General features: G+C 71.7%; 18 protein-coding genes. 11 read left to right on the top strand and 7 right to left on the bottom strand.

Annotated elements, in window-relative coordinates:
• Positions 1 to 967, bottom strand: a 967-nt coding sequence (locus tag F0L68_RS18355) for a methyltransferase domain-containing protein (RefSeq protein ID WP_438672293.1), incomplete at its 3' end; no start/stop codon positions are given.
• The gene (locus tag F0L68_RS18360; RefSeq protein ID WP_306463158.1) at positions 967 to 2,373 is read right to left on the bottom strand and encodes a sugar transferase; all 1,407 of its coding nucleotides are present in this window, start codon (positions 2,371 to 2,373) and stop codon (positions 967 to 969) included. The genes F0L68_RS18360 and F0L68_RS18355, both read right to left, overlap by 1 nt.
• Before the next feature lie 876 nt (positions 2,374 to 3,249).
• On the opposite strand from F0L68_RS18360, the gene F0L68_RS18365 reads away from it, so the two are divergent.
• From F0L68_RS18365 to F0L68_RS18395, 7 genes are all read left to right on the top strand, one after another.
• The gene (locus F0L68_RS18365; protein ID WP_223198905.1) at positions 3,250 to 4,479 is read left to right on the top strand and encodes a glycosyltransferase family 4 protein; all 1,230 of its coding nucleotides are present in this window, start codon (positions 3,250 to 3,252) and stop codon (positions 4,477 to 4,479) included.
• A gap of 38 nt (positions 4,480 to 4,517) precedes the next feature.
• Positions 4,518 to 5,834: a UDP-glucose dehydrogenase family protein gene (locus F0L68_RS18370; protein WP_149850821.1), complete on the top strand. Its 1,317-nt coding sequence runs from the start codon at positions 4,518 to 4,520 to the stop codon at positions 5,832 to 5,834.
• 33 nt (positions 5,835 to 5,867) lie between these two features.
• A complete protein-coding gene (locus tag F0L68_RS18375; protein WP_149850822.1) occupies positions 5,868 to 7,466 on the top strand; it encodes an acyl-CoA carboxylase subunit beta in 1,599 nt (532 codons plus the stop codon).
• Positions 7,467 to 7,483: 17 nt separating this feature from the next.
• Positions 7,484 to 8,257 (top strand): enoyl-CoA hydratase/isomerase family protein, encoded by a 774-nt coding sequence (locus tag F0L68_RS18380; protein WP_149850845.1) that lies wholly within the window; start codon positions 7,484 to 7,486, stop codon positions 8,255 to 8,257.
• A 68-nt stretch (positions 8,258 to 8,325) separates the two neighbouring features.
• The gene (locus F0L68_RS18385; RefSeq protein ID WP_149850823.1) at positions 8,326 to 9,480 is read left to right on the top strand and encodes an acyl-CoA dehydrogenase family protein; all 1,155 of its coding nucleotides are present in this window, start codon (positions 8,326 to 8,328) and stop codon (positions 9,478 to 9,480) included.
• A 30-nt stretch (positions 9,481 to 9,510) separates the two neighbouring features.
• Entirely contained in the window at positions 9,511 to 11,109 is a 1,599-nt protein-coding gene (locus F0L68_RS18390) for an AMP-binding protein (protein ID WP_149850824.1), read from the top strand.
• 74 nt (positions 11,110 to 11,183) lie between these two features.
• Positions 11,184 to 12,413: an NAD(P)/FAD-dependent oxidoreductase gene (locus F0L68_RS18395; protein WP_149850825.1), complete on the top strand. Its 1,230-nt coding sequence runs from the start codon at positions 11,184 to 11,186 to the stop codon at positions 12,411 to 12,413.
• Between the two features lie 16 nt (positions 12,414 to 12,429).
• On the opposite strand, the gene F0L68_RS18400 is transcribed toward F0L68_RS18395, so the two are convergent.
• The 3 genes from F0L68_RS18400 to F0L68_RS18410 are packed head-to-tail and all read right to left on the bottom strand — an operon-like array spanning position 12,430 to position 15,409.
• Positions 12,430 to 13,191 (bottom strand): SDR family NAD(P)-dependent oxidoreductase, encoded by a 762-nt coding sequence (locus tag F0L68_RS18400; RefSeq protein WP_149850826.1) that lies wholly within the window; start codon positions 13,189 to 13,191, stop codon positions 12,430 to 12,432.
• Complete coding sequence (locus F0L68_RS18405) at positions 13,188 to 14,369, bottom strand: acyl-CoA dehydrogenase family protein (RefSeq protein WP_149850827.1); 1,182 nt, start codon at positions 14,367 to 14,369, stop codon at positions 13,188 to 13,190. The genes F0L68_RS18400 and F0L68_RS18405 overlap by 4 nt, the downstream gene beginning before the upstream one ends.
• 53 nt (positions 14,370 to 14,422) lie before the next feature.
• Entirely contained in the window at positions 14,423 to 15,409 is a 987-nt protein-coding gene (locus tag F0L68_RS18410; RefSeq protein ID WP_149850828.1) for a phosphotransferase family protein, read from the bottom strand.
• A gap of 100 nt (positions 15,410 to 15,509) precedes the next feature.
• Here F0L68_RS18410 and F0L68_RS18415 point away from each other — a divergent pair, with 100 nt between their 5' ends.
• From F0L68_RS18415 to F0L68_RS18425, 3 genes are all read left to right on the top strand, one after another.
• A complete protein-coding gene (locus F0L68_RS18415) occupies positions 15,510 to 16,664 on the top strand; it encodes an acetyl-CoA C-acetyltransferase (protein ID WP_149850829.1) in 1,155 nt (384 codons plus the stop codon).
• 11 nt (positions 16,665 to 16,675) lie between these two features.
• On the top strand, positions 16,676 to 17,713 hold the full coding sequence (locus tag F0L68_RS18420) for a Rieske 2Fe-2S domain-containing protein (RefSeq protein WP_223198907.1): 1,038 nt from the start codon (positions 16,676 to 16,678) through the stop codon (positions 17,711 to 17,713).
• A 74-nt stretch (positions 17,714 to 17,787) separates the two neighbouring features.
• Positions 17,788 to 19,059 carry an MFS transporter gene (locus tag F0L68_RS18425; protein WP_149850830.1) on the top strand — a complete coding sequence of 424 codons (1,272 nt, stop codon included), beginning with the start codon at positions 17,788 to 17,790 and terminating at the stop codon, positions 19,057 to 19,059.
• 2 nt (positions 19,060 to 19,061) lie between these two features.
• Here F0L68_RS18425 and F0L68_RS18430 read toward each other — a convergent pair whose 3' ends face one another.
• Entirely contained in the window at positions 19,062 to 20,000 is a 939-nt protein-coding gene (locus F0L68_RS18430) for an SDR family NAD(P)-dependent oxidoreductase (RefSeq protein ID WP_149850831.1), read from the bottom strand.
• Between the two features lie 72 nt (positions 20,001 to 20,072).
• Here F0L68_RS18430 and F0L68_RS18435 point away from each other — a divergent pair, with 72 nt between their 5' ends.
• Positions 20,073 to 21,587, top strand: a complete 1,515-nt coding sequence (locus tag F0L68_RS18435) for a class I adenylate-forming enzyme family protein (protein ID WP_149850832.1) — start codon at positions 20,073 to 20,075, stop codon at positions 21,585 to 21,587.
• A 15-nt stretch (positions 21,588 to 21,602) separates the two neighbouring features.
• Here F0L68_RS18435 and F0L68_RS18440 read toward each other — a convergent pair whose 3' ends face one another.
• Positions 21,603 to 22,502 carry an acyl-CoA dehydrogenase family protein gene (locus tag F0L68_RS18440; protein WP_223198908.1) on the bottom strand — a complete coding sequence of 300 codons (900 nt, stop codon included), beginning with the start codon at positions 22,500 to 22,502 and terminating at the stop codon, positions 21,603 to 21,605.
• Between the last annotated feature and the right edge of the window lie 73 nt (positions 22,503 to 22,575).

The following is a 22,575-nucleotide window of genomic DNA, read 5'->3' on the forward strand; positions in this document are numbered from 1 at the left end:
TGCCCTTGCCCGGCGCGCCGTAGCCGACGACGGTCCTGCCCTCGGCGGCCGCGTCGAGCAGGAAGCGCAGCAGGTCGGCGCGGATCCCGTCGACCCGCTTGGCGAAGCCCTGGTAGCCGGACAGGTCGTGCAGGCCGGCCGCCCGCTCCTGGTCCAGCGTCTCGGTCACCCTGGGGCCGGCCGGCCCGGCCACCGCGGTCGGCCTGGCCCACAGCCGGATCGAGCCGCCGTGCGTCGGCACGAGTTCGACGTCGACCACGGTCAGTCCGCCGGTGGCCAGCGCGCGCTGCGCCGAGGCGACCGTGTAGTACTGGAAGTGCTCGTGGTAGATCGTGTCGTACTGGTTGTCCCGCACCAGGCTCAGCAGGTGCTGCACCTCGATGGACACCCACCCGTCGTCGGCGACCAGCTCGCGCAGGCCCGCAGTGAATCCGAGCACGTCGGGCACGTGCGCGTAGACGTTGTTGGCCACCACCAGATCCGCCGGGCCGTGCTCGCTCCGCACCCGCGCGCCGGTCTGCTTGTCCAGGAACGCGGTCAGGGTGGGCACCCCCTTCCGGATCGCGGCGGCGCCGACGTTGGCGGCCGGCTCGACGCCGAGGCAGCGGATTCCCCGCTCGACCACGTGTTGCAGCAGGTAGCCGTCGTTGCTGGCCACCTCGACGACGAACGAGTCCGCGCCGAGCCCCCTGGTCGCGACCGCGGCGTCCACGAAGTCCCGCGCGTGCGCGACCCAGCTCGTGGAGTACGAGGAGAAGTACGCGTACTCGGTGAAGGTGTCCTCCGGGGTGATCAGCGGCGGAACCTGTGCCAGCAGGCACTTCCGGCACAGCCGCAGATGCAGCGGATAGGTCGGTTCTGGGTCGTCGAGCTGGTCCGCCGCGAGGAACCGCTCGCAGGGTGGCGTCGCGCCGAGATCGACGACGCTGTCCAGGTCGCCGGCGCCGCACAGCCTACAGATCACCATCAGTACGCCCCTTGCCCAGTGAACACGACCCGAGCGGTCTTCCACAGGATCACCGCGTCCAGCGCGAGTGACCAGTCCTCGACGTAACGCAGGTCCAACCTGATCGCCTCCTCCCATGGCAGGTCGCTGCGGCCGCTGATCTGCCACAGCCCGGTCAGCCCCGGTTTCACCAACAGCCGCCTGCCCGAGTCGGGGCCGTACGTGGCGACCTCCGAGGGCAGCGGCGGGCGGGGCCCCACCAACGACATCGCGCCGGTGAGCACGTTGACCAACTGCGGCAGCTCGTCGAGGGAGTAGCGTCGCAGCACCCGGCCCGCCCTGGTGATCCTGGGGTCCTCGCGCATCTTGAACAGCGGTCCGGCGCCCTGGTTGGCGTTCCTGAGCCCGGCGAGCCTGGCCTCGGCGTCCCGCACCATGGTGCGGAACTTCAGGATGGTGAACGGCTTCCCGTCGCGGCCGACCCGCTGTTGCCGGTACAGCACCGAACCCCGGTCGCCGGCCCAGATCACCAACGCGATGGTGATCAGCAGCGGCGCGAGCAGGACCAGCAGCGCGGCCGAGCCGAGCCGGTCGATGGCCGCCTTGATCGCGCGCCGGCCCCCGCCGAACACCGGCGCGCGGACCTGGAGCAGCGGCAGGCCGAGGACGCCGGTGACGTGCAACCGGGGTCCGGCGACCTCCATCAGCACGGGCGCGACGAGCAGTTCGGCCTCGCCGTCCTCCAGTTCCCAGGCCAGCTGCTGGAGTCGGCGCGGTGTCCAGAACGGATCCGCGGCCACGGCGACGACGCGGTAGCCACCGAGCTGGACCCGCTCGGTCAGCTCGTTCAGTTGCCCCACAACGGGAATGCCGGCGATCTCGCGGGTGCCGTCCGCGCCGAGACCGTCGGGAGTGCACACCGCCTCGATCCGCCAGCCGTTGTGCGGCTCGCGCTGGGTCCGCTCGATCAGGTCGGCCACCCAGGCGACGCTGCCTGCGGCCATCACCGGCAGCAGGCACTCGCCGGTCCGACGCCGCGCGTGCAACAGGCGCCGCAGGACGTACCGCAGCGGGAACGCGATCAACGCGACGGTCGGCACCACGAAGAACACCCACAGCCGCAGGTGACTCAGTTCCGCGGCAAGGCCGACGAGCGCCAGGCCGACGGCCGCGGTCAGCAGTGCCTTGCCCAGCCTGCGGAACTCCTCCGCGCCCTGCCCGAGTTCGCGGACGTCCCAGGCGTGGGTGGCGGGCAGCGCGGCGAGCACCGCGAGCGCGGCGAGCCAGCTCAGCAGGTTCGGCAGGTGCCCGAGGCTCGCCGGAAGTCCGTGTCGGACCACGGTTCCCGCGGTCAGCGTGGCGACCACGGTGGAGAGGAGATCCGAACAGATCACGGCGGCGCGGTAGCGCCCCTCCCAGTTGGCCACGGTGGACCGGGGAGGATGGTCGAATCCGGATCCGGGTCCGGAATGGTGGACCAGACCCTCGGTCGTATCCGCGTTCCTGACGTTTGTTGATGCCGTCGTCGTCCTTGTCGATGCGCTTGGTGTGTCCGTTCCCGCCCGTACCTTCATACCCGCCCCTTTGCCCCCGGAGAACAGATTTCAGGCATGCGAGAGCCACGTTCCACACGCTCGGCGCAGCGGACGGCGAGGACTGGGCCGAGGCATGGCGAAGCGGGGAACTACGCTCGGGTGCCGTGACTGAAGACTGATTGCCAGCTAGGCCGTGTCCCTCGGACGCGCCCCAGTGAGTTTCACCGACCACGTCGCAGGAATGCGTTGGCTCGTTACAGGGCAAGTGCTCGGGTCGGCACCCGTTCGGCGCGCTGGATCCGTCGCAACATACGCCAACCGGACCCATGCGACGTCTCGACGCGGTGGCTGGATTCGCCATGCGACACAGGAAAAAGGGCACGAGTGCGGCGTTCGGCTGTCGCCGGGTGAGCCCGATCCGACCATTGTGTAACGCGGGAGATCTGGCGCCGATAGAACATTCCGTTCCCGTTCGGGCATGGGGCTGATCGGCCTACTCCGGAAGAGTGCAGGGTGACTTTGTCGCGCAACGGATATCCGTCGGGACCAGGCGACTTCGGATTTTGGCCGATTTCGGATGTCCACTGCGGACAGTCCGATTGTCCTTGTTGATCAACGATTCCGTCCGGTGCTCGGCCATTCGTGCGATCTAGGTAACGCGACCGGTTCTGCGCCGATGTGATGGAACAGCAAGCCGGGCCGCCCGACATGCGGATCCGCCAAGGCATTCGTCGCGTTCGCCGGCAGTCACGAGGGGAGCGGTTCATCGTGGGGACGCCCCATGTCCTGATCATCGTGCAGAACCTGCCGCTGCCGTTGGACCGGCGGGTCTGGCTGGAGTGCCAGGCCCTGCGCGACGCCGGCTACGAGGTGTCGGTGATCTGTCCGAAGGGGCCCGGTGACGTGCCCTACCAACTCCTGGACGGGATCCACCTGTACAAGTACCGCCCCGCCCCGCAGGCGAACGGCGTGCTCGGCTACCTGCTGGAGTTCTCCTACAGCTGGCTGCGCACGGCGCGGCTGAGCCTGCGGGTCTGGCGTCGACGGCCGTTCGCGGTCATCCAGGCGTGCAATCCGCCGGACACCTACTGGGCGCTCGCGCGCCTGTGGCGTGCGCGGGGCGTGCGGTTCGTGTTCGACCACCACGATCTCAACCCCGAGCTGTACCTGTCCCGGTTCGGCGAGCCGACCCGGTTGGCCGGCCGGCTGCAACTGGCCGCGCTGCGTTGGCTGGAGCGGCGCACCTTCCGTACCGCGCAACGGGTGATCTCCACCAACGAGTCCTATCGACGGGTCGCGCTGGAGCGTGGCGGAGTGCCCCGCGAACACACCGCCGTGGTGCGTTCCGGCCCCGACACCACGGTCATGCGTCCGGGCGATCCGGTGCCGGCGCTGCGTCGCGGGGCCGAACACCTGGTGGTGTACCTGGGCATCATGGGTCCTCAGGACGGCGTCGACTCGATCCTGGACGTCGCGCACGACATCATCGCGGCGCGCGGCCGCACGGACATCCGCTTCGCGCTGCTCGGCTTCGGCGACTGCCTGGCGGAGCTGCGGATCCGGTGCACCGAACTCGGTCTCGACGAGCACGTCGAGTTCACCGGCAGGGCCGACCCCGCGATGATCGGCGACTACCTGTCGACGGCCTCGGTCGGCCTCGCGCCGGACTCGTTCAGCCCGCTCAACGACGTGTCCACGATGAACAAGGTCATGGAGTACATGGCCTACGCCCTGCCCGTCGTCACGTTCCGGCTCGCCGAGACGATGGTGTCGCTCGGGGACTGCGGAGTCTGCGTCGAGTCCGGCGACGTGTCCGGCTTCGCCGACGAGGTCGTGCGCCTGGTCGACGACGCCGACCGCCGCACCGCGCTCGGCGCGGCCGCGCGCAGCCGCGCGGAACAGGTCCTCGACTGGCGTCCGCAGGCCACCGCCTACGTCGGGGTCTTCGACGACCTGTTCGGCCGCACCGGATCCGAGCTGGTCCGCACCGGCGAGTAGCCCACCGACGCTCGTCCGTCACGTAGTGGAGGTTGTTGATGTTCGTGCGCCGAATCGCAGTCGTGGGCACCGGATACGTCGGTCTGACCACCGGCGCGTGCCTCGCGTCGCTCGGCCACCGGGTGGTGTGCGCGGACGTCGACGAGGTCAAGATCGCCCGGCTCCGCGCCGGCCGGGTCGGCATCCTGGAACCGGGCCTGGCCGAGCTGGTCGCGGAGGGACTCGCGGCGGGCCGCCTCGAGTTCGTGCTCGGCGCCCGCAACGCGGTGTTCGACAGCGAGGTGATGTTCCTCTGCGTGCCGACCCCGATGGGCGTGGACGGCGCGGCGAACCTGGCCGCGGTCGAGTCCGTGGTCGCCGAGGTCGGCGAGCTGCTGCCGCAAGGATGCGTGGTGGTGAACAAGTCCACGGTCCCGGTCGGCACCGCCGCTCGGGTGGGGTCGCTGCTGAACCGCCCCGACGTCGCCGTGGTCAGCAACCCCGAGTTCCTGCGCGAGGGCAGCGCCGTGGCCGACTTCCTCAACCCGGACCGCATCGTGGTCGGCTGCGACGCCCAGGACGCGGCCGAGCGGGTCGCCGCCCTGTACGCGAAGCTGGGCGCGCCGACCGTGCTCACCGACGCGGCGAGCGCGGAGATGGTGAAGTACGCGGCGAACTGCTTCCTCGCGATGAAGCTGTCCTACGTCAACGCCGTCGCGGAACTCTGCGAACGCCTCGGGGCCAACGTCATCGACGTCACCGAGGGCATGGGCTACGACCGGCGCATCGGCGCGTCGTTCCTGCAACCGGGGCCGGGCTGGGGCGGATCCTGCCTGCCGAAGGACACTCACGCGCTGTCCCAGGTCGCCGGCTCCGTCGGCTTCGACTTCCCCCTGCTACAGGCGACGATCGACACCAACGCGCGGCAACGGCACCGCGTCGTGCAGAAGGTGCGGGAGGCCGTTGGCGGCAGCCTGGCCGGCGCGCGCGTCGGGCTGCTCGGCCTGACGTTCAAGGCCGGCACCGACGACCTGCGGGACTCGCCCGCGCTGGCCGTCGCCGACCTGCTGCGCGAACAGGGCGCGCGGTTGACCGCGTTCGATCCCGGTGTGCGGGAAGGGCTTTCCGACGTCACCGTGGTGACCGACCCGTACGAGGTGGCGCGCGGGGCCGACGCCATCGTGCTGCTGACGGAGTGGCCGGAGTTCCGCTCGCTGGACTGGAACCGGGTGACCGAGTTGATGGCGGGCGATACGATCGTCGACACCCGAAACCACCTCGACCGCGACGCGCTCGACCGCGCAGGACTGTGCTGGCGCGGTGTCGGTGTCAGCGGCTCGCCACGGCTCGACGCGGTGCGGGAGGTCGTGTCCTGACGGGTGTCGCCGCTGCTCCGTTCGGAGGTGTGCATGCGGGTGCTCGGCTCCGCGCTGGACCACGGCGGCGAGGTCTACCGCCGCAACCGCGCGGCCGCGTTGGCGGTGCTGGCGGAACTCGCGGCACAGCAGGAACTCGCGGCGGCCGGCGGCGGCCCGACGTATGTGCGGCGGCACCACGCGCGCGGCCGGCTGCTGGCCAGAGAGCGCGTCGAGCTGCTGACCGACCAGGACTCGCCGTTCCTCGAGCTGTCCACGCTGGCCGCCTGGGGCACCGAGTTCACCGTCGGCGCGAGCGTGGTCACCGGGATCGGCGTGGTCTCCGGTGTCGAGTGCGTGTTGATCGCGCACGATCCGACCGTGCGCGGCGGCGCGATGAACCCGTACACGCTGCGCAAGACGTTGCGGGCGTTGGAGATCGCCAGGCGCAATCGCCTGCCGGTGGTCAATCTCGTGGAGTCCGGCGGGGCGGACCTGCCTAGCCAGTCGGAGCTGTTCGTGCACGCCGGCCGGATCTTCCACGATCTCACCGAGCTGTCCGCGATGGGCGTGCCGACGATCGCGCTGGTGTTCGGCAACTCCACGGCGGGCGGCGCGTACGTGCCGGGCATGTGCGACCACGCCGTGCTGGTCGACGGGCACGCCAAGGTGTTCCTCGGCGGCCCGCCGCTGGTCCGGATGGCCACCGGGGAGGAGTCCGACGACGAGGTTCTCGGCGGCGCCGGCATGCACGCCAGGACCTCGGGGCTCGCCGACCACCTCGCGGCCGACGAGCACGACTGCATCCGGATCGGCAGGCGCATCGTCGCCGAGCTGAACTGGCGCAAGCTCGGGCCGGGGCCGACCAGGCCGGCCGACGAGCCCCGGCACGACCCGGAAGAACTGCTCGGCATCGCCTCCGCCGACCTGCGGGTGCCGTTCGACCCGCGCGAGGTGCTGGCCAGAGTCGTGGACGGCTCCCGGTTCGGCGAGTACAAACCGAGCTACGGCACCAGCCTGGTCACCGGATGGGCGTCGGTGCACGGGTTCCCGGTCGGCGTGCTGGCCAATGCGCGCGGCGTGCTGTTCAGCGAGGAGGCCAAGAAGGCCAGCGAGTTCGTGCTGCTGGCCAACCAGCGCGACATCCCGCTGCTGTTCCTCCAGAACACCACGGGGTACATGGTCGGCGCGTCCTACGAGCAGGGCGGCATCATCAAGGACGGCGCCAAGATGATCAACACGGTGACCAACAGCACGGTCCCGCACGTCACCGTCAACATCGGCGCATCCTTCGGCGCGGGCAACTACGGCATGTCCGGCCGCGCGTACGACCCGCGATTCCTGTTCGCCTGGCCCAACGCGAAGCTGGCGGTGATGGGCGCAGAGCAGCTCGCCGGCGTGCTGTCCATCGTCGGCAGGCGGGCCGCGCTGGCCGAGGGGCGCGCGTTCGACGAGGACGCGGACGAACGGCGCCGACGGGACGTAACGGCGCAGATCGACCGCGAGTCGCACGCCTTCTTCGTGACCTCGCGGCTCTACGACGACGGGGTCATCGATCCGCGCGACACCAGGACCGTGCTCGGCATGGCGCTGTCCGCCGCGCACTCCGGGCCGGTGCAGGGCCGCACGGGCTACGGCGTCTTCCGGATGTGAGGGGCGGTATGCCGGAGATGGAGTGCGGTGTGGAGGTCGTCAGGTACGAGACCGTGAACCGGGTCGCCTGGGTGACCATCGACCGGCCGGCGGCCAGCAACGCCATCAACCGGGCGGTCAGCGACGGACTGTTCGCGGCGGCCGACCGGTTCAACGCGGACGACGACGCGCTGGTGCTCGTGCTGACGGGGGCAGGCGATCAGGCCTTCTGCGCTGGCGGCGACCTGAAGGAGATGGCCGACGATGCCATGACGGTGCCGCCGCAGGACTTCGTGCCGCAGTTCGGCCGCAACCTCCTGGTGGACAAGCCCGTCATCGCGGCCGTGAACGGCGCGGCCTACGCGGGCGGGTTCCTGCTGGCGCAGTCCTGCGACCTGTGCGTTGCCTCGGACAATGCGCGCTTCGCGATCACCGAGGTGAAGGTCGGCCGAGGCGTCCCGTGGGCGGTCCCGCTGCCGTGGCTGGTGCCGCCGAGGGTCGCCATGCAGCTGCTGCTGACCGGCGATCCGATCAACGCGATGAGGGCCCGGGAGATCGGGCTGGTCAACGAGGTGGTGCCGGCGGCCGCGCTGCGCGCCGCGACGCAGGCCATGGCCGAGCGCATCGCGGCCAACGCGCCGCTGTCCGTGCTGGCCGCCAAGCGGACCGCGCGGCTGTTCGCCGACATGTCGCTGCGGGAGGCGTTCGAGGCGGCGGAGCGGATCTGGCACCCGGTGTACCTCAGCGAGGACGCGCAGGAGGGTCCGAGGGCGTTCCGGCAGGGCAGGTCCCCGGTGTGGCGGGGTCGCTGACCGCTTCCACGAGGCAGGGAACGGCGGTACAGTCGGGCGAGCAAACAAGCGTTTGCTAGGGAGCGGGCATGGACTTCCTTGAGCCCGAGGAACACCGCCAGCTGCGCGCCGCCGTCGCGGCGATCGCCGGCCGGTTCGGCGGCGAGTACTTCGCGCGCAGGGCCGAGCGGCGCGAGCCGACCGACGAGCTGTGGCGGGCGCTCGGCGAGCACGGCTACCTCGGCGTCAACATCCCGGCCGAGCACGGCGGGGGCGGCGCCGGCCTGACGGAGCTGGCGCTGGTCTGCGAGGAGACCGCGGCGCAGGGCTGCCCGCTGTTGCTGCTGCTGGTGTCCTGCGCCGTCTCCGGCGAGCTGATCGCCAGGTACGGCACCGACCGGCAACGCAAGGAGTGGCTGCCCCGGCTGGCCTCCGGCGAGTGCAAGGTCGTCTTCGCGATCACCGAACCCGACGCGGGCTCCAACACGCACCGGCTGACCACGACCGCGACCAGGATCGGCGCGCAGTACTCGCTGCGCGGCACCAAGCACTACATCACCGGGGTGGACGAGGCCGAGGCCGTGCTCGTCGTCGCGCGCACCGGCGTCGACGAGCGCACCGGCGACGCGCGGCTGTCCCTGTTCCTCGTGCGCCCCGACGCGCCGGGGCTGGTGGCCCGCAGGCTCCCGGTGGCCGCCGCGTTGCCGGAACGCCAGTTCACGCTGCACTTCGACGACGTCCGCGTCGGCGCCGACCAGCTCGTCGGCGTCGAGGGCGACGGCTTCGCCCAGGTCTTCCATGGCCTCAACCCCGAGCGGATCACCGGCGCGGCCGTGTGCGTCGGCGTCGGCAGGTACGCACTGGCCAGGGCGGCCGAGTACGCGCGGACGAGATCCGTGTGGGGCATGCCGATCGGCGCGCACCAGGGTCTGTCCCATCCGCTGGCGAAGGCGCGCGTCGAGGTCGAGCTGGCCGCGCTGATGACCGCGAAGGCCGCCTGGGCGCACGACAACGGGCTGCCGGCCGGCGAGGCCGCCAACATGGCCAAGTACGCCGCGGCCGAGGCCGCGCTCGCCGCCGTCGACGCGGCCATCCAGACGCACGGCGGAAACGGCCTCAGCGTCGACTACGGGCTGGTGCCGCTGTGGTCGATCGCGCGGCTGCTGCGGATCGCGCCGGTCAGCCGCGAGCTGATCCTCGACCACGTCGCCAAGCACAGCCTCGGGCTGCCCCGGTCGTACTGACTTCCCTTCCGGTGGAAAGGAATCCGCGCCATGACACCAGCGGAGGACCTGCACGCCAACCTCATCCACCGCGTCAACGTCGGCGACTCGCTGACCAGGACCGCCGCCAGGCACCCCGACCGCACCGCGCTGGTCGACGGCGACCGCGTCAACACCTACCGCCAGTTCAACACCTGGGTGAACCGGGTGGCCTGGGGGCTGCTCGGTCTCGGCTACCGGCGCGGCGACGCGCTGGCCATCGCCTCAGGCAACAGCGCCGAGTTCCTGGTCGCCTACTACGCCTGCGCGAAGCTCGGTGTGGTGTGCGTGCCGATCAACCTCGGCTGGCGTGCCGAGGAGATCGGCTATGTGCTGGGCCATTCGGCGGCGCGCGGCATCGTCGTGGAGACGCAGTTGGTCGACGCGATCGCGCCGGCGGCGCGCGGCGACAACGCGGTCGTCGACGTGATCGTCAGCCCTGGCACGAACGCGGACTGGACCCGGCCGGCCGACGGTCTGCGCTGGCTCACCTTCGCCGCGCTCGGCGACGCGGGTGACGAGACCGAGCCGGAGGTGCTGGTCGAGGACCGCGACCCGATCAGCTACCTCTACACCAGCGGCACCACCGCCTTCCCCAAGGGCGTCGTCGGCAGCCACACGGCGATCTACCTCGAGTCCGTCACGATGGCGCTGGAGTGCCGGTTCGCCGAGGACGACCGGTTCGCCGCCGTGCTGCCGATGTTCCACACCGGGCAGCTCAACTGCTTCTGCACCCCGGCCGTCATGGTCGGCGCCGCCGTGCACATCCTGCGCGGCTTCGACGCTGGCGAGCTGCTGGCGCTCGTCGAGACCGAGCGGATCACGCAGATCTTCGGGCTGCCCATGATGTACCGGGCGATGCTGGACCACCCCGACCTCGCCGCGCGCGACCTGTCCAGCCTGCGGCGCGCCTGCTATGCCATGGCGCCCATGCCCGACGCGCAGCTCAAGCGCTGCCTCGACGTGTTCGGCTGCGACTTCTACCTGTTGTTCGGGCAGACCGAGATGAGCCCGACGGCCACCGTGTTCCGGCCGGAGCACCAGCTGTCCCATCCCGGCGCGGCCGGCACCGCCGTGGTCAACGTCCAGGTCGCCGTGATGGGACCGGACGGATCGCTGCTGCCGCGCGGCGAACCGGGCGAGATCGTCTACCGGGGGCCGCACACCCTCACCGAGTACCTGCACAACCCCGAGGCGACCGAGGCCGCGTTCGCGCACGGCTGGCTGCACTCTGGCGACGCAGGCCAGCTCGACGCGGACGGCATGCTCTGGTTCACCGACCGGTACAAGGACGTCATCAAGACCGGCGGCGAGAACGTGGCGTCCATCGAGGTGGAGAAGGCCGTGTACGGCGCGGACCAGGGCGTCGCCGAGGTCGTCGTGGTCGGCCTCCCGCACGAGCACTGGGGCGAGGCCGTCACCGCCGTCGTGGTCGCGAAGCCGGGCGCCGAGCTCGACCCCGACCGGCTGCTCGTCGCCGTGCGTGCCGGCCTTGACCACTACAAGGCGCCCAAATCGGTGATCTTCGTCGACGAACTGCCGAGGACGTCCACCGGCAAGATCCAGAAGAACCTGGTGCGCCAGCGCTTCGCCGACCACTATCGGCAGTGACGGTCGACGGAGGTCGAACCCCGGCTCCGCGTGCACGGCATCATGGGGCCACGACACGCGAACGGGGGACTGACGTGCAGGTGGTCATCGTCGGGGCGGGGCAGGCCGGGTTCCAGACGGCGGCATCGCTGCGCCAGGAAGGCTTCGACGGCAGGATCGTGCTGGTCGGCGACGAACCGCACCTGCCATACCAACGCCCGCCGCTGTCCAAGACCTACCTTGCCGGGGAGGGCGGCCGCGAACTGGTCGAGCTGCGGCCGGCGGAGTTCTACCAGGACAACGCGATCGAGCTGCTGACGCCGGAGCGGATCGTCGAGATCGACCGCACGGCCAGGAAGGTGCGGTTGGAGTCCGGCGGCCTGCTCGACTACGACCACCTGGTGCTGGCGCTCGGCGCGCGCAACCGAACGCTGCCGCTGCCCGGCGCCGACCTCGCCGGGGTCCGGTCGTTGCGCACCCTGGACGACGCGGACGCGCTGCGGGCCGCGCTGCCGTCGGCCGGCCGGATCGTGGTGGTCGGCGGCGGTTTCATCGGCCTCGAGTTCGCCGTGGTCGCCGGCGCGTCCGGCGCGGAGGTGACGCTGCTCGAAGCGCTGCCGAGGCCCCTGGCGCGCGTGTCGTCGCCCACGGTGTCGGAGTTCTTCGCCGAGTTCCACCGGGCGCGTGGCGTGCGGACGGTGTTCGGCGCCGGGCTCGACTGCCTGGTCGGCGAATCCGGTTCGGTCACCGGCGTGCGCACCGGCGAAGGGCAGGAGTTCGGCGCGGACCTCGTCGTGGTCGCCGTCGGCGTGCTGCCCAGCGTCGAGCTGGCCGAGCAGGCCGGACTGCCGACCGCCAACGGGATCCTGGTGGACGAGCGGCTGCGCACGCGGGACCCGGCCATCTCGGCGATCGGCGACTGCGCCGCGTTCCCCACCCCGTTCGCGGCCGGGCAATTGCGGCTGGAGTCGGTGCAGAACGCCGTCGACCAGGCCAGGTGCGTCGCAGCCGGCCTGGTCGGTCGGCCGGCCGACTACCGCGCGGTGCCGTGGTTCTGGAGCGACCAGGCCGAGGCGAAGTTGCAGATCGCGGGCATCATCACCGGGCACGACCGGACGGTGCTGCGCGGCGACCCGGCCACCGGCCGGTTCTCGGTGTTCTGCTTCGACGGCGACCGGCTGCTCGGCGCGGAGTCCGTCGGGCGGGCCCAGGACCACCTCGCGGTGCGCAGGCTGCTCGCGGCCGGCGCGTCGCTGCGTCCGGACGAGGCCGGCGACGAGTCGTTCGACCTGAAGGCACACGCGAAGCAGGCCGCCGGCCGCTGAGGTTAGAGGTCAGACCTCAGACGTAGCCGCCGTCCACCCGGAGGACCGCGCCCGTGGTGAAGCTGGACGCGTCGCCTGCCAGATAGAGCGCGGTCCCGACGACCTCGTCCGCCGTGGCCGCCCTGCGCAGCGCGTGGCTCTGCGCGCGCCGCCGGAACTCCGCCATGTCCCAGTGCCGCGAGACGTCGGTGAGGAACGCCCCCGGCATGATGCAGTTGACCCGCACCCGTGGCCCCAACAGGTGCGCGAAGGACAGCGTGAGGTTGTTGATCCCCGCCTTGGCCGCCGCGTAGGGGATGGCCGTCACCCCGGGCCGCACCGCCTCGACGCTGCTCACGAAGATGACCGAGCCGCCGCGCTCCGTGGCCGCCATCCTGCTGCCGACCAGGCTGGTCAGCCGGAACGGGCCCTTGAGGTTGACGTCCAACACCTTGTCGTACAGCTCCTCGGTCAACTCCGTGACGTCCGGGTACACCGGGGACATGCCGGCGTTGTTGATCAGGACGTCGACCCGGCCGAACGTCGCGTACGCCGCGTCCGCGAGCGCGTCGACCTCCGCCCAGTGCCCGATGTGGCAGGCGTGCGGCACGGCCCGCCTGCCCGTCTCGGCGGTGATCCGCGCGGCGAGTTCCGCGCAGGCGTCGAACTTGCGGCTCACCACCATCACCTCGGCCCCCGCGCGCGCCAGCCCGACGGACATGGCCGCCCCCATGCCCCTGCTGCCGCCGACCACGACCGCGACGCGCCCGGTCAGGTCGAACCGCTCGAACCCCGTCACGAGGCCTCCCGGTACGGGCGCAGCAGCAGCCGCGCGACGGTGGTCAGGTGCGTCTCGTCCGGTCCGTCGTAGACGCGGGCGTTGCGCGCCAACCGATACATCCGCTCCAACGGCAGGTCCCCGGACAGCCCGATGCTGCCGTGCACCTGGATCGCGCGGTCCACCGCGTTGTGCAGCATGCGCGCCCCCAACACCTTGACCATCCCGATCTCCTCGCGCGCCTGCTCGCCCCTGTCGAGCCGGGCCGCCGCGTCCAGCGTGAGCAGCCGGACGGACCGGATCTCCGCCGCCGTCTCGAACACCAGCTGCTGCACGAGTTGCTTGTCGGCCAACGGCGACCCGAACGCGACCCGCGACACCGCCCTGCGGCACATCAGGTCGTAGGCGCGCTGCGCCTGGCCGAGCCACCGCATGCAGTGGAAGACCCGGCCGGGGCCAAGGCGTTGCTGCGCCAGGCGGAACGCGCCGCCGCGTGGGCCGAGCAGGTTCTCCCTCGGCACCCGGACGTCCTCGAACGCCACCTCGCAGTGGTCGCCCGAGGTCTCGCCCATCACCGGGATCGCGCGCTCCACCCGGTGACCAGGCGTGCCGGCCGGCACGATGATCATGGAGAACGCGTCGTGCGCTGGCGCGTCCCGCTCGGTGCGGGCCATCACCACGGTGTAGGCCGCGAGGTGCGCGTGGCTGATGAACCACTTGCGCCCGTTGATCACCCACTCGTCGCCGACCAGCTCGGCCGTGGTGCGCAGCTGGGTCGGGTCGGAGCTCGCCACGTCGCGTTCGGTCATCGCGAAGCACGGGCTGAACAGCTCGCCGTCCACCAGCGGGCGCAGATACCGTTCGCGCCAGCGCGGATTCGCGTGCTGGTCCAGCATGATCGCGTCCTGGAGGGTGTGCGTGCCCAGCGCGAACATGGCGGCCTCGGAACGACCGATCACCTCGTTGACGTAGACGTAGTCCAGGAACGGCAGGCCGCCGCCGCCGAGCCGCTCCGGATGGCCGAGCGCCCACAGTCCGGCGGCCTTCGCCTCGCCCTGCAACCGCCGCAGCTCCCGCAGCGCGGCCGGGTCGCCAGGCCCGCGCGACAGCAGCGGCTCGACCGGGTAGACCCGGCGTTCCACGAAGTCCAGCACCCGGTCGCGCAGCGGTCGGACGTGCTCGGGCACGGGCAGTTCCACGGCGACTCCTCTCCTGGTCGAGCCGAGCGGTTCCTGGTCGAGCAGGGCGATTCCTAGTCGAGCAGCGCGATCGCGGTCCGTAGCGAGCCTGGCACCGTCTCGACGGCGCGCGCCAACCTTCGATCGGGCACCGCCCGCCGACCGTTGTGCTTGGCCAACAACGCCGTCACGGCGGCGTGCTTGAACCGCACCAGCGCGTCGAACCACGTCAGGTCACAGGGATCGCCGCCGCCGGCCGCTCGGTACGCCGCAAGCAACTCCTCCGCGTCGGGCATGCCGGGCGCCGCGCGGACCGCCGTCGGCATCCGATCGGGATGGGTGAAGCTGAGGAACCACAACAGGTCCACCCTGGGATCCGAGGCGGCCCAGATCTCCCAGTCGATCACCGCGCGAACCCGGTCGCCACGGCACAGCAGGTTGCCGAGCCGGAAGTCGCCGTGCACCACCGTCGCCGGCAGGGCGGCCGGCAGCCCGGCGAGCAACGCGTCCCGAACCATCGTCGCCAGCGGGCCGTGCTCGACGGACGCGGTCTCGAACACCCGCTGCCAGCGCGCCACCTCCGCGTGCAACCCGACCGCAGGCTCGTCACCGAGCACGGTGGCCGGCGCGGCGTGTAGCGCCGCGAGCATCGCCGCCGCGTGCCTGGCCCGCGCCGCGATCCGCTGCGGCGGCGGCAGCACGACGTCCGGATCCATGATGGGCTCCAGCGCCTCGCCGGCCACGAACTCGCAGCCGAACAGCGGTGGCACGTCGAGCGATTCGCCTGGCGCGTCGAACAACACCGCCGGCACCGCGACGCCGGGCACCGAGGCCAGCCGCCGCAACAGCGCCGCCTGCCGCAGCACATCGCGGTTGCGCACCGGGGGAACCCCGCGCGGGGCGACCTTCACCACCACCCGCATCCCGTCCGCCGACACCGCCAGGTAGGTGAGCCCGGACGCCCCACCGGCGAGCGGACCCAGTTCGCGGATCCGCGTGCCACCCAACGCATTTGACACGCGCTCGGCGAGTTGCCGCAGGTCAGGGGCTGTCGCAGTCACCGGGACTCCTTCCCGCCACCCTTCGGCAGCATACGGATCGCCGCCTTCTCAACCAAGTGCTTGCTTGCTACGCTCGAAGTGCCGTTCTGGAGGTGGCGCAATGCCCGAGGCGTACATCATCGACGCGGTCCGCACCCCGGTTGGCCGGCGCGGCGGCGGGCTCAGCGCGGTCCACCCCGCCGATCTCGCCGCGCACGTGCTGACAGAGTTGGTGCGCCGCAGCGGTGTCGACCCGGCCGCCGTGGACGACGTCGTGCTCGGTTGCGTGGACACCGTCGGCCCGCAGGCCGGCGACATCGCCCGCACCGCGTGGCTCGCCGCCGGGCTGCCCGACGAGGTGCCCGGCGTCACGGTCGACCGGCAGTGCGGATCCTCCCAGCAGGCCGCGCACTTCGCCGCGCAGGCCGTGCTCAGCGGCACCCAGGACCTGGTGGTGGCCGGGGGAGTGCAGAACATGAGCATGGTGCCCATCGGCACCGCGGTGACTGCGGCAGCACAGCCGCCGCTCCCGCACCCCTTCACCGACTCGACCGGCTGGCGCGACCGCTACGGCGACCAGGAGGTCTCCCAGTTCCGGGGCGCCGAGCTGATCGCCGAGAAGTGGGGCATCACCCGCGAGCGGATGGAGGAGTTCGCGCTGCGCAGCCATCGTCGCGCCGCGACCGCGATCGACCACGGCCGGTTCGACCGCGAGATCGTCCCGCTCGCCGGGGTCACCGCCGACGAGGGCCCGCGCCGCGACACCAGCCTGGCCGCGATGGCGGGCCTGAAGCCGCTCCGCGAGGGCGGCAGGCTCACCGCGGCCCTGGCCAGCCAGCTCTCCGACGGCGCGAGCGCGCTGTTGCTGGCCTCCGAGCGCGCCGTCGCCGCGCACGGCCTCACCCCGAGGGCGCGCGTGCACCACCTCAGCGCGCGCGGCGACGACCCGATCCTCATGCTCTCCGCGCCCATCCGCGCCACCCGGCACGCCCTCGACCGGGCCGACCTGTCCATCGGCGACATCGACGTCGTCGAGATCAACGAGGCGTTCGCCAGCGTGGTCCTGGCGTGGCTCGCCGAACTCGACGCCGACCCCGCCCGCGTCAACCCGAACGGCGGTGCGATCGCGCTCGGCCACCCGCTCGGCGCGACCGGAACCCGCCTGATGACAACGATGCTGCACGAACTCGAACGCACCGGCGGCCGCTACGGCCTCCAGACGATGTGCGAGGGCGGCGGCCAGGCCAACGTCACCATCATCGAGCGGCTGGGCTGACCGTGGCGGCGATGGCGTTGTCGATGCGGCCGACCGGCTGGTTCCAGGTCGCCTGGTCCGCGGACGTGCTGGTCGGGGAAGTGGTTCGCCTGCACTACTTCGACACCGAGCTGATCGCCTACCGGGGCAGCACGGGCGAGGTGCACGTGCTCGACGCTTACTGCGAACACCTCGGCGCGCACCTCGGCCACGGCGGCACCGTGCGCGGCGACCACATCGTGTGTCCGTTCCACGGCTGGGAATGGGACAGGAACGGCCGCAACGTGCGCATTCCCTACCAGGAAAGGCCGAACCGGGCCCGCCGCATCCGCGCGTGGCCAGTGACCGAACGCAACGAGGCCGTCTTCCTCTGGCACGACACCAGCAACCGCGACCCGCTCTACGAGGTCCCCGACATCTTCGCCCTCTTCGGCGACGACGCCGACGCCGGGCAGTACTACCGGGCGCACCCGGAGTGCGTGCTGCTCAGGGAGCGGCTGCCGGTCCATCCCCAGTACGTGATCGAGAACGGCGTCGACTTCGCGCACTTCGTGTTCGTGCACCGGGCGTCCGAGATGCCGAGGTTCACCAGGCAGGACTTCGACGAGTGGCGCTTCCACGCCGACTTCGAGATGACCTTCCGACCAAGCAGAACCTCCGCGGCGGCCGGCGACGGCGAGGTCGTGCACGGCGGCACGCAGGCGTGCAACGTCGGCATCAGCCTCGGCTTCTCCCGCTCCTGGGGCACCGGCACCATGCGATCCATGATCGGCGTGACTCCCGTGGACGAGAACACCTCGGACATTCGCTCGACGACGTGGCTGGAGCGCCTGCCTGGCGACCGGGGCGACGCGATCCCGGCGGAGCTGACCCGCAGGGTGCGGATCGCCAACAACCAGTTCCTCGCGGACGTCAACATCTGGGCGCACCAGCGCTACACGGAGCCGCCCGGCCTGGCCACCGAGGAGGCGCGCGGCTTCCGCCAGGTGCGCCGGTGGGCGCGCCGGTTCTATCCGCCGGGCGAGCCGGGCAGCGGCGCGGCCGAACAGGACGCCGGCGTCACCGGCTGAGCGCCCGGGGCGCGGTGTTCGCCGTCCGGAAAACCGCATGTCGTCCGCCCGAGCGGCTGATAGCTTCGGTCACCGTGGCACAAAACGCGGCCGAGCCGCTCGGCGGACGGTTCGCGAAGCTGTGGGCGGCGAGCACCACCTCCGCCCTCGGCAGCGGCCTCGCCACGACCGCCGTCCCGCTGCTGGTCGCCTCCCGCAGCAACGACCCGCTGGTCGTGTCCGCCGCGGCAGGCGCGGCGTGGCTGCCGTGGCTGCTGTTCGCGTTGCCGGGCGGCGTCCTGGTCGACCGCGTGGACCGCCGCCGCCTGATGATCCTCATCGACTGGGTCAGGGTCGCGGCGATCGGCGTCCTGTCCGTGGCGATCCTCGCCGACCGGGCCAGCGTTCCCCTGCTCTACACGATCCTGTTCGTGGTCAACACCGGCGAGGTCGTCTTCCGCTCCGCCAGCCAGGCGATGATCCCCGCGGTCGTGCCGATGTCGCGCATCGAGCGCGCGAACGGCTGGCTCGGCGGCGGCATGACCCTCATGCAGGGCATGATCGCCGGCCCGCTGAGCGGGTTCCTGTTCGCCGTCGCGGCGAGCATCCCGTTCTTCGTCAACGCGGGCACCTACGCGGCGAGCGCCGTGCTGATCGCCCTCGTCGCAGGCTCCTACCGCGCGACCCCGCAGCCCGCGACGCCGGCGGAACCCCGACGAAACCGGGCCTTCGCGGAGGCCATGGAGGGGTTCCGCTGGCTGGCGCACCAGCGCGTGGTGCGCACCATGGCGATCCTCATCGGCCTGCTGAACGTCACGCTCACCGCCGCGATCGCCGTCCTCGTGCTGCTCGCCAAGGATCGCCTCCAGCTCGACTCCGTCGGCTACGGCCTGCTGTTCACCTGCATGGCGGTCGGTGGGATCGCCGGATCGGCCATCGGCGACCGGCTCATCAAGTGGGTCACGCCGACCTGGACGATCCGGGTCGGCCTGTTGATCGAGGCCGGCCTGCACCTCGCGCTCGCCTCCTCGCGCAGCCCCTACCTCATCGGGTTCGCGCTGTTCGTGTTCGGCGTGCACGGCGCGCTCTGGGGCATCGTGATGAGTTCGCTGCGCCAACGGCTCACCCCGCCGGAGATGATGGGCAGGGTCGGCAGCACCACCCTGTTCATCGCGGCCGGCGGCAACTGCGTCGGCGCGCTGCTCGGTGGCGTCGTCGCGGCGAGGTTCGGCCTGACCGCGCCGTACTGGGTCGGCTTCGTGGTGGCGGTGCTGGTGTCCGCGGCGACCTGGCGGGTCTTCGACAGGGCCACCGTGGCCAAGGCGTACGCGCAACCGGTCCGCTCCGAGCCCGTCCCGACTGTCTGAGGTCAGGACCGGTCGGGCAGCGCAGGCGACCAGCCCGGCGGCGCGAGCGGCGGCACGCCGGGATCGCGCTCCGCGAACAGCGTCGCCTGACCGGCCACCAGTTCGTCCACGGTCCACGGCGCGCCGCCGCCGTTGTCCACCGAGCCGGCCACCGGGTAGTCGCCGAGCACGATGACCTCCGTGCCGTTGACGATGAGGACCTGACCGCTGACCCCGCCGGCCGCGTCCGTGGCCAACCAGCCCACCACCGGTGCGACATGTTTGGGAGACAACGGATCGAACCCCTCGTCGGGCGGTTCCTGCCCGAGCCCGAGGGTGGCGGTGAGCCTGGTCCTCGCCCTCGGCGTGATCGCGTTGACGGTGACCCCGTACCGCGCCAGTTCCCGCGCCAACACCAGCGTCAGCGACGCGATGCCGGCCTTGGCCGCCGCGTAGTTGCTCTGCCCTGGGTTCCCGAACAGCCCGGAGTCGCTGGTGGTGTTGATGATCCGCCAGGCGCCCCGCTCGCCGCCCTTGTGCCGGGCGCGCCAGTACTCGGCGGCGAAGCGCGATGGCGCGAAGTGCCCCTTGAGATGCACGGCGATCACCGCGTCCCAGTCCGCCTCGGTGAGGTTGAAGCTCATGGCATCGCGCAGGATGCCGGCGTTGTTGACCAGGACGTCCAGCCCGCCGAAGGTGTCGACGGCCTGCCGGACGAGCTCCCGCGCCCCGGCCCAACTGCTCACGTCCGCGCCGCTGGCGACCGCGACCCCGCCGGCCGCCGCGATCTCGGCGACGACCTCCTCGGCGGGCCGGACGTCCGCGCCCTCGCCGGTGGTGCCGCCGCCGAGGTCGTTGACGACCACCCTTGCGCCCTCTCCGGCGAGCAGCAGCGCCTCCTCGCGGCCGATACCCCGGCCGGCCCCCGTGACGATCGCGACCTTCCCGTCCAGGTTGCCCATCGAGCCGCCGCCTCCCAGTTGCCAAGCAAGCGCTTGGTGACTTGGTAACTCACCTTCGCTACAGTGTCAAGGATGGCGGTGACGGCGAGCACCTACTGGGGCCTGGTGGAGCAGCGCGCGGCCCGCACCCCGGACGACGTCCTCGCGGTCGACGAGCAGGACAGAACCATCACCTTCGGCGCCCTGCGCGACCGCGCCGAACGGGTGGCCGCCGGGCTGGCCGAGCGCGGTGTCACCGGAGCCCGCCCGGTGTCCTGGCAACTACCCAACCGCATCGAGGCGATCGTGCTGACCACCGCGCTGGCCCGACTCGGCGTCGTGCAGAACCCCATCGTGGTCAGCGGCCGGGCCCGTGAGGTCGGCTTCGCCGTGCGACAACTGGGTTCCCGCCTGCTGGTGACCACCTCCACCTGGCAGGGCTTCGACTACGCCGCCATGGCGCACGGCATCGCCGACACCGTCCCACACCTGGACGTCCTGGTCGTCGACGACGAGCTGCCGCAGGCATCGCCGTCGCCCCTGCCGCAGGCCCCGACCGGGGACGCCGTCCGCTGGATCCTCTACACCTCGGGGACGACCGCGGATCCCAAGGGCGCCAGGCACACCGACGCGAGCCTGCTCGCCTCGGGACGCAACATCGCGGACCGGCTCCGGATGGGCGCGGCGGACCGCAACGCGATCGTGTTCCCCATCGCGCACATCGGCGGGCTGAGCTTCCTGATCGGCGACCTGATGACCGGCGCGTCCAGCATCCTCGTCGAGCGGTTCGGCCCGGCCGCCGTCGCGACGCTCGCCAGGCAAGGCGTGACGCTGGCCGGCTCGGGAACGCCGTTCAACCTGGTCTACCTCCAGGTGCAGGAGGTCGCAGCGGCGCCGATCTTCCCCGCGGTGCGGGCGTTTCCCGGCGGCGGCGCGACCCGCCCGGCCTGGCTGCACGAGCGGATGAAGCGGGTGTTCGGCGGGGCGGGCGTGGTCTCCGGCTACGGCCTCACCGAGACCGGCTCCCTCACCATGGCGGACGTCGAAGACCCCGACTCCGTGCTGGCCGCCACGGAGGGCCGCGCCTACGCGGGAACCGACCTGCGGATCGTCGGCCAGGACGGCCGTCTGCGGGATCCCGGCGAGGAGGGCGAGATCTGCGCGCGCGGCCCGCAGGTCATGCAGGGCTACGTGGACGCGTCCCTGGACACCGCGTTCGACGCGGATGGCTACTTCCACACCGGCGACCTCGGCGTCCTCGACGCGGCCGGCAACCTCAGGGTGAGCGGCCGACTGAAGGACGTGATCATCCGCAAGGGCGAGAACATCAGCGCACGGGAACTGGAGGAACTCCTGGCGCGGCACCAGTCGGTTGCGGACGTCGCGGTCGTCGGACTGCCCGACGAGGAGACCGGCGAACGCTGCTGCGCGGTCGTCGTCGCGGCTACCGGGCAGCGGCCGAACCTGGCGACGCTGTGCGAGTTCCTGCTGGACTGCGGAATGGCCAGGCACAAACTGCCCGAACAGCTCGAACTCGTCGACCGCCTGCCGAAGAACTCCTCCGGCAAGACCATGAAGCACGTCCTGCGATCCGATCTGGCGCCGTAGCACCGCGTTCACCCATCACACCAACAGGTGCGCCAACCGCTCGGCGCACTCCTCGGCCGTGCCGAACTGCGCGGCGTGCACCCAGGCCCGCTTGAGGTACAGGTGGAGGTCGAGTTCCCAGGTGAACCCCACGCCGCCGTGCGCCTGCACGGCGTCCCGCGCGTTGCCGACGGCGGCCTCGTCCGCCAACAGCTTCGCCGCGCACACCGCGCTTTCGACGTCGTCCGCGGCGTCGGCGACCGCATCGGCGACCGCGACGGCGGCGGCGTGCACGGCGGCCCTGGCCAACTCCAGCCGCACCGCCATCTCCGCGAGCAGGTGCTTGACCGCCTGGAACGCCCCGACCGGCCGCCCGAACTGCTCGCGCTGCCGCGCGTACCGCACCGACCGGTCCAGCACCGCCCCGGCGATGCCGACCTGGGTCGCGGCCGTGAGCAGCGCGCCGGTCCGGCGCCACGCCGCCGACAGGGCGGGCCCGCCGCGCCAGCTGACGCGGGGGAGCGCGGTCAGCCGGTGCAGCGGCGTCAGGGGATCGACCGACGGCACGGCGGTGGCCGGCACGGCGGCGGCCGGCACCTCGCCGATCCCGGCGTCGCCGAGCACCACGAGCGTGTCGGCCGACGCGAGGTGGGCGACGAGCAGCGGGCCGGTTCGCGCGTCGACGACGGCCACCATTCCCCTGTCGGGCAGCAGGTGCGCGCCGACGAACGGGCCGGGCACCAGCGCCCGCCCGAGTTCCTCGAACAGCAGCGCGGTCTCCACGACGGGCAGGTCGAACACGCCGAGCTCGGTCAGTTCCCGCCACAGTCCGGCGTCCAGGCCGGCGCGGACCCGCTCCATCGGGACGTGCCGCGCGCAGTGCCGGCGCAGCTCCTGCTGTAGCTGTGCCTGCTCGGCTGCCGGCAACAGATCCACGGGCGCCCCTACGTCTTCGGTAGGCCGAGCATCCGCTCGGCGATGATGTTCCGCTGGATTTGGGAGGTGCCGC

The sequence above is a fragment of the Solihabitans fulvus genome (assembly GCF_008386585.1).
In the GTDB taxonomy this organism is placed as follows: Bacteria; Actinomycetota; Actinomycetes; order Mycobacteriales; family Pseudonocardiaceae; genus Solihabitans; species Solihabitans fulvus.

Coding starts and splice junctions, on each gene's coding strand:
- F0L68_RS18380 (WP_149850845.1), top strand. CDS start 7,484: ATGGAGTGCGGTGTGGAGGTCGTCAGGTACGAGACCGTGAACCGGGTC.
- F0L68_RS18435 (WP_149850832.1), top strand. CDS start 20,073: ATGGCGGTGACGGCGAGCACCTACTGGGGCCTGGTGGAGCAGCGCGCG.
- F0L68_RS18415 (WP_149850829.1), top strand. CDS start 15,510: ATGCCCGAGGCGTACATCATCGACGCGGTCCGCACCCCGGTTGGCCGG.
- F0L68_RS18385 (WP_149850823.1), top strand. CDS start 8,326: ATGGACTTCCTTGAGCCCGAGGAACACCGCCAGCTGCGCGCCGCCGTC.
- F0L68_RS18430 (WP_149850831.1), bottom strand. CDS start 20,000: ATGGGCAACCTGGACGGGAAGGTCGCGATCGTCACGGGGGCCGGCCGG.
- F0L68_RS18420 (WP_223198907.1), top strand. CDS start 16,676: ATGGCGTTGTCGATGCGGCCGACCGGCTGGTTCCAGGTCGCCTGGTCC.
- F0L68_RS18375 (WP_149850822.1), top strand. CDS start 5,868: ATGCGGGTGCTCGGCTCCGCGCTGGACCACGGCGGCGAGGTCTACCGC.
- F0L68_RS18370 (WP_149850821.1), top strand. CDS start 4,518: ATGTTCGTGCGCCGAATCGCAGTCGTGGGCACCGGATACGTCGGTCTG.
- F0L68_RS18390 (WP_149850824.1), top strand. CDS start 9,511: ATGACACCAGCGGAGGACCTGCACGCCAACCTCATCCACCGCGTCAAC.